Source organism: Streptomyces sp. NPDC048142 (assembly GCF_043202835.1).
GTDB lineage: Bacteria > Actinomycetota > Actinomycetes > Streptomycetales > Streptomycetaceae > Streptomyces.
Genome location: NZ_JBIDBC010000001.1, coordinates 502,697 through 521,716, shown reverse-complemented (window position 1 = coordinate 521,716; position 19,020 = coordinate 502,697). Strand labels below are relative to the sequence as shown.

The following is a 19,020-nucleotide window of genomic DNA, read 5'->3' as shown; positions in this document are numbered from 1 at the left end:
ACCGGGGCCCTCCGGGCGCTTCCCTTCGTTTTCCTGCTGTGTCCTGCTGTCTTGCGTTTCCGACTCTATCAGACTCTTTCGTGTCCGATTCCCGGTCGAAGCGGGTCAAGCAGTTTTCGCTTTCCAGGTCCTCCGCTTTCGCGTTTTCCCTTTCCGGCGTTTCCAACTTTACCAGACTCTCATTCGTTCCGTTTCCGGTCCGAATTCGATTTCCGGTGGCCTGTGGAGTGGCCTTGCCTTTCGGCGGATCCGACTTTATCAGAGATTCTGAGTCGGAATTCCCGCCCTGTTCGGGAATCTCCAGGCGCACGGGTGCGCGCGGTGCTTCCCGTTCAGGCGGAGACGTAAACGTACTGGAGCGGGGCTCCCCGATGCAAATCGGGGGCCCCGCTCCAGGTCAGGCGGTCGGGAGGGGTCAGACCTCGACGACGACCGGAAGGATCATCGGGCGCCGGCGGTAGGTGTCGGAGACCCACTTGCCGACGACGCGGCGGACCATCTGCTGGAGCTGGTGAGGCTCCAGCACGCCGTCCTGCGCCGACTTGTCCAGGGCTTCCTGGATCTTCGGCGTGACCCCGACGAAGGCGCTGTCGTCGATGCCGGAGCCCCGGGCCTGGATGTGGGGGCCGCCCACGATCTTGCCGGAGGAGCTGTCGACCACGATGAAGACCGAGATGATGCCCTCGTCGCCGAGGATGCGGCGGTCCTTGAGGGAGGTCTCGGTGACGTCGCCGACGGAGAGCCCGTCGACATAGACGTAACCGGCCTGGACCTTGCCGACGATCTTGGCCTTGCCGTCGATGAGGTCGACGACCACGCCGTCCTCGGCGATGACGATGTGGTCCTTCGGCACGCCGGTGAGGGCGCCCAGTTCGGCGTTGGCCCGCAGGTGGCGCCATTCGCCGTGGACCGGCATCAGGTTCTTCGGCTTGCAGATGTTGTAGAAGTACAGCAGCTCGCCGGCCGAGGCGTGGCCCGAGACGTGGACCTTGGCGTTGCCCTTGTGGACGACGTTGGCGCCCCAGCGGGTCAGGCCGTTGATCACCCGGTAGACCGCGTTCTCGTTGCCCGGGATCAGGGACGACGCGAGGATCACCGTGTCGCCGGGAACGATCCGGATCTGGTGGTCGCGGTTGGCCATCCGGGAGAGGGCGGCCATCGGCTCACCCTGCGAACCCGTGCAGACCAGCACGACCTCGTCGTCCGGGAGGTCGTCCAGGGTCTTGACGTCGACGACCAGCCCGGCGGGAACCTTCAGGTAGCCCAGGTCCCGGGCGATGCCCATGTTGCGGACCATCGAGCGGCCGACGAAGGCGACCCTGCGGCCGTACTCGTGGGCGGCGTCCAGGATCTGCTGGATGCGGTGCACATGGCTGGCGAAGCTCGCCACGATGATGCGCTTCTGGGCGTTCGCGAAGACCGTGCGCAGGACGTTGGAGATGTCCCGCTCCGGCGGTACGAAGCCGGGAACCTCGGCGTTCGTGGAGTCGGAGAGGAGGAGGTCGATGCCCTCCTCGCTCAGCCGGGCGAACGCGTGCAGGTCGGTGAGACGGCCGTCCAGCGGAAGCTGGTCCATCTTGAAGTCACCGGTGGCCACGGCCAGGCCCGCGGGGGTGCGGATGGCGACCGCGAGTGCGTCCGGGATCGAGTGGTTGACCGCGATGAACTCGCAGTCGAAGACGCCGATGCGCTCGCGCTGTCCCTCGGTGACCTCAAGGGTGTACGGACGGATCCGGTGCTCCTGGAGCTTCGCCTCGATGAGCGCGAGGGTCAGCTTCGAGCCGATGAGGGGGATGTCCGGCTTCAGGCGCAGCAGGAACGGGACACCACCGATGTGGTCCTCGTGGCCGTGCGTGAGGACGATGCCCTCGATGTCGTCCAGGCGGTCCCGGATCGTGGTGAAGTCCGGCAGGATCAGGTCGATGCCCGGCTGCTCCTCCTCGGGGAAGAGGACGCCGCAGTCGACGATGAGCAGGCGGCCGCCGTACTCGAAGACCGTCATGTTGCGGCCGATCTCGCCCAGGCCGCCGAGCGGGGTGACCCGCAGGGCGCCCTTCGGGAGCTTCGGCGGGGTACCGAGTTCAGGATGCGGATGACTCAAAAGACTCTCCTTACCACGCACGCCACGTACCGCTAGGCACGTGGCGTGCATGTCATTCGTGCACTTGCTGTTGTCTTGGGGTGGTGCTTGACGCGGGTCGCCCCGCTGTTCAGTTGTGAAGTCCGTGATCTGCGATCAAAGAAGTCTGTGATGAGAGATGTACCCCGCCGGCGGCGAGATCGATCTTGAGCTGGGCCGTCTCCTGGGCGCTGAGCTCCACCAGCGGCAGGCGCAGCGGTCCGGCCGGGAGGCCCTGGAGGGTCAGGGCGGCCTTCGTGGTGATCACGCCCTGGGTGCGGAACATGCCGGTGAAGACCGGGAGCAGCTTCTGGTGGATCTCGGTGGCCTTCTGGACGTCGCCGCTCAGGTGCGCGTCGATCAGGGCACGCAGGTCGGGGGTGACCACGTGGCCGACCACGGAGACGAAGCCGACCGCGCCGACCGAGAGGAGCGGCAGGTTGAGCATGTCGTCGCCGGAGTACCAGGCGAGGCCCGATTCGGCGATGGCCCAGCTGGCGCGGCCCAGGTCACCCTTGGCGTCCTTGTTCGCGACGATCCGGGGGTGATCGGCCAGCCGGACGAGGGTCTCCGTGTCGATCGGCACCCCGCTGCGGCCGGGGATGTCGTACAGCATCACGGGCAGGCCGGTGGAGTCGGCGATGGCCGTGAAGTGCCGGAGCAGGCCCTCCTGCGGCGGCTTGTTGTAGTACGGCGTGACGGCGAGCAGTCCGTGGGTGCCGGTGCGCTCGGCCGTCCGGGCGAGCTCGACGCTGTGACGGGTGTCGTTGGTGCCGATGCCGGCGACGACATGCGCTCGGTCGCCGACCGCTTCGAGCACCGCCCGCACGAGCTGGTCCTTCTCCGCGTCACTGGTGGTCGGGGACTCACCGGTGGTGCCGTTGACGATCAGACCGTCATTGCCTGCGTCCACCAGGTGGGCGGCGAGCCGCTGGGCGCCGTCGAGGTCGAGAGCGCCGTCCGCCGTGAAGGGCGTGACCATAGCGGTGAGGACCCGCCCGAAGGGGGTCTGCGGAGTGGAGATCGGAGCCATGGGTAACACGCTACTCGCTGCTCAGCGCGCGGGGTCCCCTCGGGGGACGGGGAAGAGGAGCCCGGCACTGCCTGCTCGGGGGTTCAAGCAGTGCCGGGTCCGTTTGATCAGCCTAGATGAACTTCTCGAAACGCCGCAATACGGACACCACCTACGGGGCTACCCGTCCATTTTTGTTGAAGGCCGCATGAGTGAGCGGCATGAGCTGCTCCCAGCAGGCTTCCATCTGCTCGCCGACCATCTCGATCTCGCGCTGCGGGAAGGACGGGACCTTCGCCAGTTCGTGCTGGGTGCGCAGGCCCAGGAAGTGCATCAGGGAGCGTGCGTTGCAGGTGGCGTACATCGTGGAGAAGAGGCCGACCGGCAGGACCGCACGGGCGACCTCGCGGGCCACGCCCGCCGCCAGCATCTCCTGATAGGCCGCGTAGGAGGCCCGGTAGGACTCCTCCATGGCGCGGGTGGTGAGGTCGAACTGCTCCTCGGTGCCCTCGACGAACTCGTACTTGCCGGGGCGGCCCTGCTGGACCAGCTTCCGGGAGGCCCCGGGGACGTAGAAGACCGGATCCAGCTCCCGGTAGCGGCCCGATTCCTCGTTGTACGACCAGCCGACGCGGTGCCGCATGAACTCGCGGAAGACGAAGATCGGGGCGCTGACGAAGAACGTCATCGAGTTGTGCTCGAACGGGCTGCCGTGCCGGTCCCGCATGAGGTAGTTGATGAGCCCCTTGGAGCGCTCGGGGTCCTTGGTGACCTCTTCGAGCGACTGCTCGCCGGCCGTGGAGACCCGGGCGGCGAACAGCACGTCCGCGTCGCGCGCGTCGCTCTTCACCAGCTCGACGGTGACGTCGCTGCGGAAGTGGGGCTTTGCGGGTTCGGGAGTGTCGGTCACCGACAGGGGTCCTTCCAGGGGCTTCGCTCGGGCGGCGACCACTTTACGGGCCACTCGACTGCCTGCGTGCAAGCGGGCCGATCGGGCAGCCGTTCGTGGAGTTCCCCCAACAAGTACGGCGATTCGGGCACCGACCCGGCCCTTCGTACGTCTGACTCATCAGCAGCACCGTCACCGAGATCAAGGAGATCTTCCTCATGTTCCGCCGGCGTGAAGCCGTCCCGTTCTCGTTCGTCGCCGAGTCCGACCGATTCCGCAGTAACGTCACTCCCCCTCCCTCCGCCCGTGTCACCGTTCCCGAGCTGCTGGGGCGGTCCCTCGTCGGGCTGACCGTGGTCGCCGGTCTCGTGGGCTCCCTGCTGCTGGGGCTCCCGGCGCTCGACTCCGGGCAGTCCGCAGAGCACGACAAGCAGTCCACCGCGTCCCAGGGCCGCTGACCGGCACGCCGCTGACTCGTACGGCCCCCCTGGGGTGGTCGGGCCGGTGGCACCCTCGGTAGCCTCACCGGGCACAGCAATCGAGCGTGCTTGTGAGTGAGGATGAGTCGTGCCCCTGCCCTTTCTGACGGCCGACCGCGCATTCGATGCGAGCGCGGAGGACGTTGCGCTGCCGTTCGACGACCACGACAGCTGGCGGCGGCCCTACCGCCCCGGCCCGTGGCGGGTCGCGGCGGCGGCCACCCTGTTGTTGCTGGCCTCGTTCGTTCTGCTCGCGGCCATGATCATCGGTGTCGCCGGAGCGCCTTCGGGCGCCACCGTGTTCCTGGCCCTGTCCGGTGCGGTGATCGCCGCCGCCCTGCGGCTGCTGCGGGTCGGCGCGTGGGTCAGCCGGCACGGTGTGCGGCGCGTCGCCTTCTTCCGGACCACCACGGTGGCCTGGAGCGGTACGTCGGCGGTGCGTACGGTCCAGCAGCCCGTGAAGTGGATGGGCCTTCCCCGTACGGTCCAGGGCCAGGCGCTCGTCGTGGTCCGGCCCGGCGGTGAGACGCTGCCGCCGCTGGCCACCGACCACAACGCGGACTTCCTCGGGCGTGAGGAGGCGTTCGAGCGGGCCACGGATGCCGTTGAGGCCTGGGCGGACGAGTACCGGCAGGTGTGAGCCGTCGCCTGTACGTGGATGAGCCCGGGGCCCTTGTGGGTCCCGGGCTCATCCGCGTACGGAGTGAAAGATGCCCTCAAACGCCGGACGGGCTGGATCTGTGCAGGGCGATCGCCCTCTGCATGGCCTTGCGGGCGCGCGGGGTGTCCCTGGCGTCCTGGTAGGCGACGGCCAGCCTGAACCAGGTGCGCCAGTCGTCCGGGGCGTCCTCGGTCTCCTCACGGCGCTTGGTGAAGACCGCGTCCGCGGAGTCCCGGTCGATGCGGCCGGACGGAGTGCGGACCAGTTCGTCGACCGGCAGGCCGCCCTCGGCGTCCAGCTCGGCGGCCAGGGTGTTGGCGCGGCGGACGAACTGGGTGTTCTTCCAGAGGAACCAGACACCGATCACCGGCAGGATCAGCACGGCGACGCCGAACGTGATCGTGACCAGCGTGCCGTGCCGGATGAGCATCAGGCCGCGGCTGCCGACCAGGACGAAGTAGAAGACCAGGACGGCGGCCGTGACGATGTAGGTGATCTTTGCGCGCATGGTGGGCTCAGTCAGTTCAGGTCGAGGAAGTGTTCCAGGCCGAACGTGAGGCCGGGAGTGGTCACCACACCGCGGACGCCGAGCAGGATGCCCGGCATGAAGCTGCTGTGGTGGAGGGAGTCGTGGCGGATGGTGAGGGTCTCGCCCTCACCGCCGAGGAGCACTTCCTGGTGGGCGAGCAGGCCGCGGAGCCGGATCGCGTGGACCGGGACGCCGTCGACGTCCGCGCCGCGCGCGCCGTCCAGGGCGGTGGCGGTGGCGTCCGGCTGGGGCGCGCTGCCCGCCTTCGCGCGGGCCGCCGCGATGAGCTGGGCGGTGCGGGTGGCGGTGCCGGAGGGGGCGTCGGCCTTGTTCGGGTGGTGCAGTTCGACGACCTCGACGGACTCGAACCAGCGGGCGGCCTGCTCCGCGAACTTCATGGTCAGGACGGCGCCGATGGAGAAGTTCGGGGCGATCAGGACGCCCGTCCCCGGGGAACCCGCCAGCCAGGTGGTCAGCTGCGCGAGCCGTTCGTCGGTCCAGCCCGTGGTACCGACGACGGCGTGGATGCCGTGCCGGACACAGAAGTCGAGGTTGCCCATCACCGATGCGGGGGTGGTGAGCTCGACGACGGCCTGGGCGCCCGCGTCGGCGAGGGCCTCCAGCTTGTCGCCCCGGCCCAGGGCCGCCACCAGCTCCAGGTCGTCGGCGGCCTCGATCGCCCGTACGGCCTCGGAGCCGATGCGGCCCTTCGCACCGAGAACGGCTACGCGCAGCTTGCTCATCTTGATTCCTTGGGGGATTAAGGGATTAGGAGACCGCTTCGTCGAGGCGGTCCGCCTGCTTGTCCTTGAGCGGGCCGATGACCGAGAGCGAGGGGCGCCGGGTGAGGAGTTCGCCCGCCACCTCCCGTACGTCGTCGGGGGTGACCTCCGCGATGCGCGCGAGCATGTCGTCGACCGACATCTGCTCGCCCCAGCACAGCTCGCTCTTGCCGATGCGGTTCATGAGGGCGCCGGTGTCCTCCAGGCCGAGGACGGTGGACCCGGAGAGCTGTCCGATGGCGCGGGCGACCTCGTCGTCGTCCAGACCGTGCGTGGCCACCCGGTCCAGTTCGTCGCGGCAGATCTTCAGGACGTCGTGGACCTGGCTGGGCCGGCAGCCCGCGTACACCCCGAAGAGGCCGCAGTCGGCGAAGCCCGAGGTGTACGAGTACACGCTGTAGGCCAGGCCGCGCTTCTCCCGTACCTCCTGGAAGAGGCGGGAGCTCATGCCGCCGCCGAGGGCGGTGTTGAGGACGCCGAGGGCCCAGCGGCGCTCGTCGGTGCGGGCGATGCCGGGCATGCCGAGGACCACGTGGGCCTGCTCGGTCTTGCGGTTCAGCAGCTCGACCTTGCCCGCGGTGCGCAGGGTGCGGGAGCCCTCGCGGGGCGCCATCGGGACGGCGTCCGTGCGGGAGAGGGCTCCGGCACGATCGAAGGCCCGGCGGACCCGGGTCACGACCGTGGCGTGGTCGACGTTGCCGGCGGCGGCGACGACCAGGTGCGTGGGGTCGTAGTGCTTCTTGTAGAAGCGGGCGATCTGGCCGCGGTTCAGCGCGTTGATCGTGTCGACGGTGCCGAGGACGGGGCGGCCGAGCGGGGTGTCGCCGAGCATGGTGTGCGCGAACAGGTCGTGCACGCAGTCGCCCGGGTCGTCCTCGGTCATCGCGATCTCTTCGAGGATGACGCCGCGCTCGGCGTCGACGTCCTCGGAGGCGATCAGCGAGCCGGTCAGCATGTCGCAGACGACGTCGATGGCCAGCGGCAGGTCGGTGTCCAGGACCCGCGCGTAGTAGCAGGTGTACTCCTTCGCCGTGAAGGCGTTCATCTCGCCGCCGACCGCGTCGATCGCGGAGGAGATGTCGAGGGCGGTGCGCTTGGCGGTGCCCTTGAAGAGGAGGTGTTCGAGGTAGTGGGTCGCGCCGTTCAGGGTGGGCGTCTCGTCGCGGGAACCGACGTTGGCCCAGATGCCGAAGGTGGCGGACCGGACGGAGGGCAGGGTCTCGGTGACGATCCGCAGACCGCCGGGGAGGACGGTGCGGCGGACCGTTCCGATGCCGTTGCTGCCCTTGAGAAGCGTTTGGGTACGGGCGACGGCCCGCCCCTCCGAAGAGGGGCGGGCCGTCGTCGCGGAACTACGGGACGTCACTTGTCGGTGTCGTCCTTCTTCTCGTCCTCGTCTTCACCCTCGACGACCGGGATCAGCGAGAGCTTGCCGCGGGAGTCGATCTCGGCGATCTCGACCTGGACCTTGGAACCGACCGCGAGCACGTCCTCGACGTTCTCCACGCGCTTGCCACCGGCGAGCTTGCGGATCTGCGAGATGTGCAGCAGACCGTCCTTGCCGGGCATGAGCGAGACGAACGCACCGAAGGTGGTGGTCTTGACGACCGTACCCAGGTAGCGCTCGCCGACCTCCGGCATGGTCGGGTTGGCGATCGCGTTGATCGTGGCGCGGGCGGCCTCGGCCTGCGAACCCTGCTGGGCACCGATGTAGATGGTGCCGTCGTCCTCGATCGTGATGTCGGCGCCGGTGTCCTCCTGGATCTGGTTGATCATCTTGCCCTTGGGGCCGATGACCTCACCGATCTTGTCCACCGGGATCTTGACGGTGATGATCCGCGGGGCGTTCGGGGACATCTCGTCCGGGACGTCGATGGCCTCGTTCATGACGTCCAGGATGTGCAGACGCGCGTCACGGGCCTGCTTCAGCGCGGCGGCCAGGACCGAGGCGGGGATGCCGTCGAGCTTGGTGTCGAGCTGGAGCGCGGTCACGAACTGCTTCGTGCCGGCGACCTTGAAGTCCATGTCGCCGAAGGCGTCCTCCGCACCGAGGATGTCGGTGAGGGCGACGTAGTGGGTCTTGCCGTCGATCTCCTGCGAGATCAGGCCCATGGCGATACCGGCGACGGCGGCCTTGAGGGGCACACCGGCGTTCAGCAGCGACATGGTGGAGGCGCAGACCGAGCCCATGGACGTCGAGCCGTTGGAGCCCAGCGCCTCGGAGACCTGGCGGATCGCGTAGGGGAACTCCTCACGCGAGGGCAGCACCGGCACGATGGCGCGCTCGGCGAGCGCTCCGTGGCCGATCTCGCGGCGCTTGGGCGAGCCCACGCGGCCGGTCTCACCGACGGAGTACGGCGGGAAGTTGTAGTTGTGCATGTAGCGCTTGCGGGTCACCGGGGAGAGGGTGTCCAGCTGCTGCTCCATCCGGAGCATGTTGAGGGTGGTGACGCCCAGGATCTGGGTCTCGCCACGCTCGAACAGCGCCGAGCCGTGCACGCGCGGGATGGCCTCGACCTCGGCGGCGAGCGTACGGATGTCCGTGACGCCGCGGCCGTCGATGCGGACCTTGTCCTTGATGACACGCTCGCGGACCAGCTTCTTGGTCAGCGAGCGGTACGCGGCGGAGATCTCCTTCTCGCGGCCCTCGAAGACCGGGAGGAGCTTCTCCGCGGCGATCTCCTTGACGCGGTCCAGCTCGGCCTCGCGGTCCTGCTTGCCGGCGATGGTGAGCGCCTGCGTCAGCTCGGAGGTGACGGCCTTGGAGAGCGCCTCGAAGACGTCGTCCTGGTAGTCCAGGAAGACCGGGAACTCGCCGACCGGCTTGGCGGCCTTGGAGGCCAGGTCCGACTGGGCCTTGCAGAGCGCCTTGATGAAGGGCTTCGCGGCGTCCAGACCGGCGGCGACGATCTCCTCGGTGGGAGCCTCGGCGCCGTCCTTGACGAGCTGGATGGTCTTCTCGGTGGCCTCGGCCTCGACCATCATGATCGCGACGTCGCCGTCCTCCAGGACGCGACCGGCGACGACCATGTCGAAGACGGCGTCCTCGAGCTCGGTGTGCGTCGGGAACGCGACCCACTGGCCCTTGATCAGGGCGACGCGGGTGGCGCCGATCGGGCCGGAGAAGGGCAGGCCCGCCAGGATGGTGGAGCAGGAGGCGGCGTTGATCGCGACCACGTCGTACAGGTGGTCGGGGTTGAGCGCCATGATCGTCTCGACGATCTGGATCTCGTTGCGCAGGCCCTTCTTGAAGGAGGGGCGCAGCGGCCGGTCGATCAGGCGGCAGGTGAGGATCGCGTCCTCGGAGGGCCGGCCCTCACGGCGGAAGAAGGAGCCGGGGATCTTGCCGGCCGCGTACTGCCGCTCCTCGACGTCCACCGTGAGGGGGAAGAAGTCGAGGTTCTCCTTGGGCCGCTTGGAAGCGGTGGTGGCCGACAGCACCATGGTGTCGTCGTCCAGATACGCGACGGCGGAGCCGGCGGCCTGCTTGGCCAGGCGGCCCGTCTCGAAGCGGATGGTGCGGGTGCCGAAGGTTCCGTTGTCGATAACGGCCTCGGCGTAGTGGGTCTCGTTCTCCACTAGTGATTTCTCCATACTCGTCGTCTTTCGTCCTCACGCCCGTGTGGCGGGGGACGGTGCGGGAGAGGCGCACCGTGGATGCGGGCCGGTCTTCGATCGAAGCTCCCGGGCATGTTCCCGGGGGCCACTACCGAGGACCGGCGGCGGCGTCGTCGCGCCTCTCCCTCGTTCCTGCTGGTCGTGCTTCCTGCTCGTGCGTTCCCGCTGACGCGTTCTCGCTCGTGCGGTCCTGCTCGTGCGGGTGTCGCTGCACCCAGGTTACTGAGCTTGACACCGGTCGTGCACGTACGGCAAAGGGAGCGGTCCCCTCGAACCCGGGAACCGCTCCCATTTCACAGCGTCCTTACTTGGCGCCGCCGGCCGCGCCACGGCGGATACCGAGGCGGTCGACGAGCGCACGGAAGCGCTGGATGTCCTTCTTGGCCAGGTACTGCAGGAGGCGGCGACGCTGGCCGACCAGGATCAGCAGACCACGACGGGAGTGGTGGTCGTGCTTGTGCGTCTTGAGGTGCTCCGTCAGGTCCGAGATCCGGCGGGAGAGCATGGCGACCTGGACCTCGGGGGATCCGGTGTCACCCTCCTTCTGGGCGAAATCGGACATGATCTGCTTCTTCGTAGCGGCGTCGAGCGGCACGCGTACTCCTCTTGATGTTCGAAGCGCCCACGAGTGCCCCTGGTCTTGATCTCAGGGGAGCTTCCGTGACTCGGAGGCGAAGGTCCGATGAGCGCAGCCCCCAGGATGATCCGAGGGCGCGTACACAAACGGCCACTGGACAGAGTACCAGCCATTCGGGTCACGCCCCGCCGCTGATCAGCTGGTGAGGGCCCGGATCGAGTGGTAGACGTCGAAGACCGCGAGGCAGAGCGGGAGCAGGGTCAGGAGGACGACCGTTTCGGCGATCTCCAGGAAGCGTCCCCAGAACGGGGTCACTCCCTTGCGCGGCACGATCAGGCCGATGGCGGTGATCAGGACGGCGACGCCCGCGACCGCGGCGGCGAGCCACACCGTACGGATGTCGAGTGCGGCGCCGTCGCCCCGCAGCGCGTCCCGGAACATGGTGCCCGGCGGGTTGAGGGACAGCCCCAGGCCCAGGAGGACCAGCGAGCCGAGTCCCGCGGCGAGCGTGCAGCCGACCTGGGCCGTGTAGCGGAACAGGTGGGCGCGCATCAGCATGGCGACCCCGGTGGCCAGGGCGAGCAGCTGGCCCCAGACGTTGTCCGAGAACCCCAGCACGGCGGCGGCCGCCACGGCGACCAGGGCGCAGCCGCCGACCAGACCGAGGAGCAGTTCGTGGCCGCGCCGCGCCTGGGCGGCGAGGCGTACGGCGTCCACCGGGCCGGAGGGCGCGGGGTCGGAGGTCCCGTAGTCGCCGACCGTGGTGCGGGGCGGTTCGAATCCGATGGGCAGCCGGGCGAAGCGGGTGGAGAGCCCCGGCAGGAAGGCGAGCGCCCCCACGGCGAGCGGGGAGCACACGGCGGCGGACTCGATCGGCTCCATGCCGGTCAGGATCGCGGTGAAGGTGACCAGGAGGCCGACGGCGCTCGCGAAGACGAACGCGACGAACGGCCCGTCCCCGCCGGGCGCGACGATCATCAGGACGACCGCCACGACCAGGACCGCCGCACAGGCGAGGAGGAACTGCAGCCGTCCGATGCCCTGCCCGGCGCTCAGGGGGAGCAGCCCGGACCCGGCCACCGCCGCGTTCGCCAGGGCGCCGGTGCCGAGCGCGATCGACGAGGCCCGGTCCTCGTACACCCGTGCGCGGACGCAGGCGAAGGCGAGCAGGAGCAGGGCGGCGACCGCCGCCAGGATTCCCGGCAGGCTGTGCATGTCGTGGAGCGGGTCGGCCGTCCACAGCACGAAGCCGAGCAGGGCCAGCAGGACGGAACCGCCGAAGAGGCCGGCTCCCCGCATGAGCGCGTCGCCCCAGAGCGTGCGGTCCTTGGCCACGGCGGTGGCGACGGCGTCCGAGACGTCGTCGAAGACGGCGGGGGGCAGTGATGCGGAGAAGGGCCGCATCGACAGCAGCTCGCCGTCGAGGATGCGGTGGCCGGCGAGCGTACGCGCGCTGTCCAGGACGGTGCCGTCGCGGCGTACGAGGTGGTAGCCGACCGGTGCGCCGGGGGCGGGGCTCTGTCCGGACAGCCGGAGGATCTCGGGATAGAGATCGGCGACGGGGATGTCCTCGGGCAGGGCCACGTCGACACGGCCGTCGGGCGCGACGACCGTGACCCGGCAGAATCCGGTGCCGCTGCCGGACGGGGTCCCGTGACTTTGCCGACCGGATCCGGTGGCTGCCGCTTGGGCCGTCATGGTCACCTGGTGCTCCCCCTAGCTTGTGCTGCCTTGTTCTGCGCTGCTTCGTTCCGCACTGCTTGTGCTGCCTTGTTCTGCTGCTGCGCTGCTTGTGCTGCCTTGTTCTGCTGCTGCGCTGCTTGTTCTGCGCTTCTGCCTGGTTCTGTGCTTCTGCTGATGCTGTTTCGCGCCGCGGTCGCCGATCGCTCGCGCCGACCGTTCGCTTACGCTGCCGCCGCTTCTGCCGGGCCGCGTCCGCTTCTGCCGGAAACACACCACCGGGACCACGGATCGCACCGCACGTCCCGAATGACCGTCTTCTCGCGACAGTTAGCGGATGCGTACACGCGTCGCGACACCCTACCGCCATGGGGCCGTCGCCACGCCAGTAGGATCCTTCCCGCGGATGGAGCCCGTCGCCACGGGGGCGCCGATAGGAACACTTCCGTCCGGCAAGGGAATTGGTGAGCTGTGAGCCAGATCGTCGTCAAGCGCCCGCCGCGGGCTCTGCCCACCGAAGTGCCGGTCGAGCAGGTGCAGTTGCAACCTCCGCCGGAGCTCCCCCGAGGGCAGCAGGAGGGGGCGCTGATGCAGCTCCTGCCGATGCTGGGCATGGGTGGCTCGGTCGTCTTCTTCTTCATGACGCCGAACCCGATCATGCGCATCATGGGCATGGTCATGATCGCCTCGACGGTGGCCATGGCCATCGCGATGCTCGTGCGGTACCGGCGGGGCACCCAGGGGGAGCTCGCGGACCTGCGCCGCGACTATCTGAAGTACCTGACACAGACCCGGCGTACGGTGTTGAAGACGGCGCGCAAGCAGCGCGACGCGCAGTTCTACCTCCACCCCTCTCCCGAGCAGTTGTGGGCGCTCGTCGCCGAGGGAAGCCGGGTGTGGGAGCGGCGCGCGGGTGACGCGGACTTCGCGCAGGTGCGCATCGGGCTGGGCAGCCAGGAGCTGGCCACGCCGCTCATCGCCCCCGAGACGGCGCCCCTGGACGAACTGGAGCCGCTGGCCGCCGGGGCGATGCAGCAGTTCCTGGCGACGCACTCCACGCTGGACGGCCTGCCCATGGCCGTCTCGTTGCGGGCGTTCTATCACCTGACGATCAGCGGCCACGAGGATTCCGCGCGCTCCGCGGCGCGGGCCATGGTCGGCGGGCTGGCCTCGCTGCACTCTCCGCAGGACCTGGTGATCGCGGTCGTGACCGGTACGGAGGCGGCGCCGCAGTGGGAGTGGGCGAAGTGGCTCCCGCACGTCCAGGCCTCCGGGCCCGTGGACGGGGCCGGGAGCCGACGTCTCATCACCACCAGTGCCCTGGCCCTGGAGGAGCTGCTGGCCGGGCACCTGGAGGGCAGGCCCCGCTTCCAGCCCGGCGGGCAGCCGCTCATGGAACAGCCCCATGTCGTCGTCGTCCTGGACGGCGAGTCGGTGCCCCCCATGTCGGTGCTCGCCTCGGCGGAGGGCCTGCAGGGCGTGACGGTCATCGAGGTCGTGCCGGGCGAGGTCACGGGGGCCCGTGGGGGCCTCTCCATCGTGGTGCAGCCGAAGTCGTTGCAGCTGGAATCGGGGCAGGGGCTCGTCTACGACGGGGCTCCGGACCTGCTGAGTTACGAGGCCGCCGAGGCGCTCGCCCGCCAGCTGGCCCCGCTGCACATGGCCACGGGCGGGGACGACGACGAACCGCTGCTGGCCAATCTGGAGTTCACCGATCTGCTGAACCTGGGGGACGCCGCCTCGGTCGAGGTCAGCCGGACCTGGCGGCCGCGATCGCAGGCGGAGCGGCTGCGGGTTCCGATCGGTGTCGGCGAGGACGGCGCGCCCGTCATGCTGGACCTGAAGGAGGCGGCGCAGGAGGGCATGGGCCCGCACGGTCTCTGCGTCGGCGCCACCGGTTCCGGCAAGTCCGAGCTGCTGCGTACGCTGGTGCTCGGCCTCGCCGTCACCCACACCTCGGAGACGCTCAACTTCGTCCTCGCCGACTTCAAGGGCGGCGCGACCTTCGCGGGTATGGCGCAGATGCCCCACGTCGCGGCTGTGATCACCAACCTCGCGGACGACCTGACGCTGGTCGACCGTATGGGTGACTCCATCAGCGGTGAGCTCAACCGCCGGCAGGAGATGCTGCGCGACGCGGGGAACTACGCCAACATCCACGACTACGAGAAGGCGCGCGCGGCCGGTGCGCCGCTGCAGCCCATTCCCTCCCTCGTCCTGGTCATCGACGAGTTCAGCGAACTTCTCACCGCCAAACCCGACTTCATCGACATGTTCGTCCAGATCGGCCGTATCGGCCGTTCGCTGGGCGTGCACCTGCTGCTGGCCTCGCAGCGTCTGGAGGAGGGGCGGCTGCGCGGTCTGGAGACGTATCTGTCGTACCGGGTGGGTCTGCGGACGTTCTCGGCGGCGGAGTCGCGGGCCGCGATCGGCGTGCCCGACGCGTACCACCTTCCCAACGTTCCCGGCTCCGGGCTGCTCAAGTTCGGTACGGAGGAGATGGTCCGGTTCAAGGCCGCGTACGTCTCCGGGGTGTACCGCTCGGGCGCGCACCGGGCCGCGGCGCCGGGTGCTCCGCTGCCGGTGGACCGCAGGCCGGTTCCGTTCACGGCCGCCCCGGTTCCGGTGCAGTACGTTCAGCCGGCGGCGCAGCCCGCGGGCGTACCGGATCAGCGCTCGACGGAGGACGACGCGCTGGCGGACACGGTGCTCGATGTGATCGTGCGCCGGCTGGAGGGCCGCGGCGCCTCCGCCCATCAGGTGTGGCTGCCGCCGCTGGACAATCCGCCGTCGCTGGACGAGCTGCTGCCGGGGCTCTCCCCCGTGCAGGGCCGGGGGCTGACCCAGCCCGGCTTCGAGGGCGCCGGCCGGCTGGTCGTGCCCCTGGGCGTCATCGACAAGCCGTTCGAGCAGCGGCGCGACACCCTCTACCGGGACTTCTCCGGCGCGGCCGGTCATATGCAGATCACCGGAGGGCCGCAGTCCGGGAAGTCGACGCTGCTGCGGACGCTCATCGCCGGTTTCGCGCTCACCCACACACCGGAGGAGGTCCAGTTCTACGGGCTCGACTTCGGTGGCGGCGGCATGTCCTCGATCGCGGGGCTGCCGCATGTCGGCGGCATCGCGTCCCGGCTCGACCCCGAGCGGGTACGCCGTACGGTCGCCGAGGTGTACGGCATCCTGGCGCGGCGCGAGGAGTACTTCCGCAGCGCCGGGATCGACTCCATCGCCACGTTCCGCAGGCTGCGGGCGCGCGGTGAGATCTCGGTGACGGACCAGCCGTGGGGGGATGTGTTCCTGGTCATCGACGGGTGGGGCAGCTTCCGGACGGACTACGAGGGGCTGGAGTCGGCGGCCACGGACATCGCGGCCCGCGGACTGGGTTACGGGATCCACCTGATCGTCACGGCGTCGCGTTCCATGGAGGTGCGGGCCAGTCTGAAGGACCACCTCATGAACCGTCTGGAGCTGCGGCTCGGCGACGTGATGGACTCCGAACTGGACCGCAAGGTGGCTGCCAACGTGCCGGCCGGGGTGCCGGGCCGCGGCCTGACCCCGGAGAAGCTGCACTTCATGGCGGCGGTGCCGCGGATCGACGGCATCAACTCCGACAGCGACCTCTCCGAGGCCACCGCGGCGATGAACCAGGAGGTCGCCCGCCACTGGACGGCCGCGCCCGCCCCGGCGGTGCGTCTGCTGCCGCGCGCGCTGGAGGTGAGCGAGCTCCCGGCCGGCTACGCGGTACCGGAGCGCGGTGTCGCCTTCGGCATCGACGAGAACAACCTGGAGCCGGTGTTCCTGAACTTCGAGCAGGACCCGTTCTTCCTGGCGTTCGGCGAGAGCGAGTCCGGGAAGTCGAACCTGCTGCGGTTGCTCATCAAGCAGCTGACCGAGCGGTACGACGGTGATTCCTGCAAGCTCTTCGTCATCGACAACCGGCGTTCGCTGCTGGACGTGACCCCGCGCTCGCACCTGGCGGAGTACATCCCGATGTCCAACAACATGGAACATCACATGACGGCGCTGCACGATCTGATGAAGCGCCGCACACCGTCCGCCGACGTCACGGCGCAGGAACTGCGCGACCAGAGCTGGTGGCAGGGCCCCACGGTGTACGTCGTCATCGACGACTTCGACCTGGTCTCCACGTCGAGCGGCAACCCGCTGTCACCGATCACGGAGCTGCTGCCGTTCGCCCGCGATGTGGGCGTCCGCTTCATCATCGCCCGCAATACGGCGGGGGCCAGCCGTGCCCTGTACGAACCCTTCCTCCAGCGCATGATCGAACTGGGCGCACAGGGCGTGGTGCTGTCGGGCGACCCGAACGAGGGCGACGTCCTCGGCAACGTACGACCGCGGCCGATGCCTGCGGGCCGGGGCATCTTCGTCACGCGCCGGCGGGGGAACCCGCTGGTGCAGACGGGGCTCATGGACGGGGAACGGTAGGCCGGCGAAGCGGGGACGGGACGGGACGCACGGATCCTCCGTGCGTCCCGTCCCGTCCCCCGATCCGGCTCTCGTGAGGAGGTCCCGGTCTCGGGACACAGCTCCCCAGCCTTGGGACACAGCTCAGGGTGGACACCTCCCGCGTGTGTCCACCCTGTTGCGCTGTGTGCTGTGTGCTGTTGTGCTGCGTGCCGTTGTGCTCGAACTCTGTTAGAAGTTCGCTGCCGCCCGCTTGTCACCGCCGCGGTAGATGGGCGCCGCCTCGCTGACCTTCTGAGCGATGTCATTGAGGTTGTCGCGGATAGCGCTGGCGTCCTCGCTCCACTTCTTCTGGGCGAGGGCGTAGGCCTGCTTCGCCTCGCCCTCCCACAGCTCCGAAGCGCCCGCGATCATGTTCCTGATCGCCTCGAGGTCGTCGGTGAGCAGCTTGCCCTGCCGCTTGATCTCGGCGGCCGCGAGATCAAGGCTCGCGTAAGTGACAACCGTCGTGCCGTCGTTGTTCCCCATGTGGTCCTCCGCTGGATTTCGAGTTACGGGATGAGGGTCAGAAGTTGTTCAGGTTCGACGTCTTGGCCGTCGCCGCCGCGTCACCGGAGTAGCCGTCGACAACGTCCACGCCACTGAGGGCCGCGCGGATCTCGTCCTCGTTGTTGCCCGAGATGGTACGGGCGGCCTTGATGGCCTCCTGGAACTGGAGAAGCTGCTTGCCCAGGCTGACCATGCGGTTGTTGATCTGGTCCTGCTTCACATTGAAGTGATTGGCGCCGATGCCCTGCCACTTGCCTTCGAGGCTGTCGATCGTCGCGTGGAGCTTCTGGAGCTGCCCCTTCACCGAGTTGAACCGCAGGGTGAGGTCACCCTCCAGCTTCAGGAGTGCGGCATCTGAGACCTTCTGGTCTGCCATGGTTCTCTTTCCCTTTCGGTTGGTTCTGCAAGGCCGGCATGGGTCGCCGACCGGTACATGCGGAACGTGCGGTCAAGCGGCCTTACGCCTGCGGATCACGGCGTAGGTGACCCCGCCGAGCACGGCCACGGCTGCGGTCACTCCGAGGATCAGGCCCAGCCGGCCTTCGTCCCCCGAGGACTTGGTTTCTTCTGCCGCTACGGGCTTGTCGCCCTCCGCGCCGTTCTTGGCGGGCTGCGGTGAGGCCGAGTCGGCCGGCTTCTCGGACGAGTCGGCGGGGCCGGTCGTCCTCTTCTTGGTGAGCGGGCTGATGTCCGGGTCGCCAGGCTCACCCTTGCCCTTGAGGATGTTCATCGAAGGGCGGATGAGACCGTGACCGAGGTACTTGCTGCGCTCGCCGTCCTTCCAGTCACGGCTGGCCGTGTCGAAGAGGACGTTGAGGACCTGGTTGGCGGTCCAGTCGGGGTGGAGGGACCAGATCAGGGCTGCGGAGGCGGAGGCGATGGCGGTGGCGGCGCTGGTGCCGCCGTCGCCGTCGCAGTAGCTCTTGAAGGAGTTGTCGCACCAGCCGGGAACGTCGCTCCCGGGAGACGCGACATCCACCGTGCCAGCGTGCTGCGAAGTGGACGAGACCTTCCCGACGCGGTCTGCTGAAGCGACGCCCACTACCTCAGGGTGTGCGGCTGGGTACCCCCGCTTGTTCTGCTTATGCCCTTCGTTCCCAACGGCAGCGAAGAGCAGTTTCCCTTTACTCTCGGCGTACTTGATCGCTTCATGTTGCTGAGGCGAGACGTAGAAACTACCGAAGGACATGCTGATGATCCGTGCGTCGCTGTCCGCCGCAGCGCGGATGGCGTTCGCGGTGTCCTGGATCGTGATGGAAGGCTTCTCCTCCTCAAACTCGCCCAGGGCAATCCGCATTGGAATGATCTTGGCTCCTGGGGCGAGTCCCTTCAGACCGCCTCCTTTGCCTGTCCCGGCGATCAACTCAGCCATCGTCGTACCGTGACCGTCGTAGTCGTCGGTTTCGTCGCCTGGTGCCTCGGTTGCGTCGACCCCCTTGAGGACTTGTCCCTGTAGCGACGGCGTTGACGAGTTCACACCCGAGTCAATAACGGCGACTTTGATGCCTTCGCCCGTCGTGACATTCCACATGTCCTCAGCCTGCATCGCGCTGAGATACCACTGCTTCGACTGCGTATCGGCTGCGGCGGGCTGCGCCGCGCCGACGAACAGCACACTCCACGAAGCGGCCACAGCCAGCGCGCCGAGCCCACGCACGCGCCTCTGAGCTCGGCCCATTCCTGCTGTCATCGCGGCTTCC

General features: G+C 68.7%; 16 protein-coding genes. 3 read left to right on the top strand and 13 right to left on the bottom strand.

Annotated features, from left to right (window positions below; all coding sequences use genetic code 11):
- From ACGF2Y_RS02525 to thyX, 4 genes are all read right to left on the bottom strand, one after another.
- The coding region (locus tag ACGF2Y_RS02525) for a hypothetical protein (protein WP_392942546.1) at positions 1-310 on the bottom strand (310 nt) is incomplete at its 3' end.
- A 105-nt stretch (positions 311-415) separates the two neighbouring features.
- Positions 416-2,101, bottom strand: a complete 1,686-nt coding sequence (locus tag ACGF2Y_RS02520; protein ID WP_392942544.1) for a ribonuclease J — start codon at positions 2,099-2,101, stop codon at positions 416-418.
- 109 nt (positions 2,102-2,210) lie between these two features.
- Entirely contained in the window at positions 2,211-3,152 is a 942-nt protein-coding gene (dapA, locus tag ACGF2Y_RS02515; protein WP_392942542.1) for a 4-hydroxy-tetrahydrodipicolinate synthase, read from the bottom strand.
- A 151-nt stretch (positions 3,153-3,303) separates the two neighbouring features.
- Complete coding sequence (thyX, locus tag ACGF2Y_RS02510; RefSeq protein ID WP_392942540.1) at positions 3,304-4,041, bottom strand: FAD-dependent thymidylate synthase; 738 nt, start codon at positions 4,039-4,041, stop codon at positions 3,304-3,306.
- A gap of 197 nt (positions 4,042-4,238) precedes the next feature.
- Here thyX and ACGF2Y_RS02505 point away from each other — a divergent pair, with 197 nt between their 5' ends.
- Positions 4,239-4,478, top strand: a complete 240-nt coding sequence (locus tag ACGF2Y_RS02505; RefSeq protein ID WP_392942538.1) for a hypothetical protein — start codon at positions 4,239-4,241, stop codon at positions 4,476-4,478.
- A 109-nt stretch (positions 4,479-4,587) separates the two neighbouring features.
- The gene (locus ACGF2Y_RS02500) at positions 4,588-5,139 is read left to right on the top strand and encodes a hypothetical protein (RefSeq protein WP_392942536.1); all 552 of its coding nucleotides are present in this window, start codon (positions 4,588-4,590) and stop codon (positions 5,137-5,139) included.
- A 76-nt stretch (positions 5,140-5,215) separates the two neighbouring features.
- On the opposite strand, the gene ACGF2Y_RS02495 is transcribed toward ACGF2Y_RS02500, so the two are convergent.
- The 6 genes from ACGF2Y_RS02495 to eccD form a co-directional block, all read right to left on the bottom strand.
- The gene (locus tag ACGF2Y_RS02495) at positions 5,216-5,668 is read right to left on the bottom strand and encodes a hypothetical protein (RefSeq protein WP_392942534.1); all 453 of its coding nucleotides are present in this window, start codon (positions 5,666-5,668) and stop codon (positions 5,216-5,218) included.
- A gap of 11 nt (positions 5,669-5,679) precedes the next feature.
- Complete coding sequence (dapB, locus tag ACGF2Y_RS02490; RefSeq protein WP_392942532.1) at positions 5,680-6,432, bottom strand: 4-hydroxy-tetrahydrodipicolinate reductase; 753 nt, start codon at positions 6,430-6,432, stop codon at positions 5,680-5,682.
- A 25-nt stretch (positions 6,433-6,457) separates the two neighbouring features.
- On the bottom strand, positions 6,458-7,837 hold the full coding sequence (locus ACGF2Y_RS02485) for a M16 family metallopeptidase (protein ID WP_392942530.1): 1,380 nt from the start codon (positions 7,835-7,837) through the stop codon (positions 6,458-6,460).
- Positions 7,834-10,050, bottom strand: coding sequence for a polyribonucleotide nucleotidyltransferase (locus ACGF2Y_RS02480; RefSeq protein ID WP_392942578.1), 2,217 nt, complete (start codon positions 10,048-10,050; stop codon positions 7,834-7,836). The genes ACGF2Y_RS02485 and ACGF2Y_RS02480 overlap by 4 nt, the downstream gene beginning before the upstream one ends.
- Before the next feature lie 343 nt (positions 10,051-10,393).
- Positions 10,394-10,684, bottom strand: a complete 291-nt coding sequence (gene rpsO, locus ACGF2Y_RS02475; RefSeq protein ID WP_015611843.1) for a 30S ribosomal protein S15 — start codon at positions 10,682-10,684, stop codon at positions 10,394-10,396.
- Between the two features lie 177 nt (positions 10,685-10,861).
- On the bottom strand, positions 10,862-12,364 hold the full coding sequence (gene eccD / locus ACGF2Y_RS02470; RefSeq protein ID WP_392942576.1) for a type VII secretion integral membrane protein EccD: 1,503 nt from the start codon (positions 12,362-12,364) through the stop codon (positions 10,862-10,864).
- A 453-nt stretch (positions 12,365-12,817) separates the two neighbouring features.
- Here eccD and eccCa point away from each other — a divergent pair, with 453 nt between their 5' ends.
- Positions 12,818-16,792 (top strand): type VII secretion protein EccCa, encoded by a 3,975-nt coding sequence (gene eccCa / locus ACGF2Y_RS02465; RefSeq protein ID WP_392942528.1) that lies wholly within the window; start codon positions 12,818-12,820, stop codon positions 16,790-16,792.
- A 210-nt stretch (positions 16,793-17,002) separates the two neighbouring features.
- On the opposite strand, the gene ACGF2Y_RS02460 is transcribed toward eccCa, so the two are convergent.
- The 3 genes from ACGF2Y_RS02460 to ACGF2Y_RS02450 all read right to left on the bottom strand — a co-directional run bounded on the left by ACGF2Y_RS02460 (position 17,003) and on the right by ACGF2Y_RS02450 (position 19,010).
- Complete coding sequence (locus ACGF2Y_RS02460; RefSeq protein ID WP_392942526.1) at positions 17,003-17,299, bottom strand: WXG100 family type VII secretion target; 297 nt, start codon at positions 17,297-17,299, stop codon at positions 17,003-17,005.
- Positions 17,300-17,336: 37 nt separating this feature from the next.
- A complete protein-coding gene (locus ACGF2Y_RS02455; protein ID WP_392942525.1) occupies positions 17,337-17,696 on the bottom strand; it encodes a WXG100 family type VII secretion target in 360 nt (119 codons plus the stop codon).
- A 72-nt stretch (positions 17,697-17,768) separates the two neighbouring features.
- Positions 17,769-19,010 carry a S8 family serine peptidase gene (locus ACGF2Y_RS02450; protein WP_392942523.1) on the bottom strand — a complete coding sequence of 414 codons (1,242 nt, stop codon included), beginning with the start codon at positions 19,008-19,010 and terminating at the stop codon, positions 17,769-17,771.
- Between the last annotated feature and the right edge of the window lie 10 nt (positions 19,011-19,020).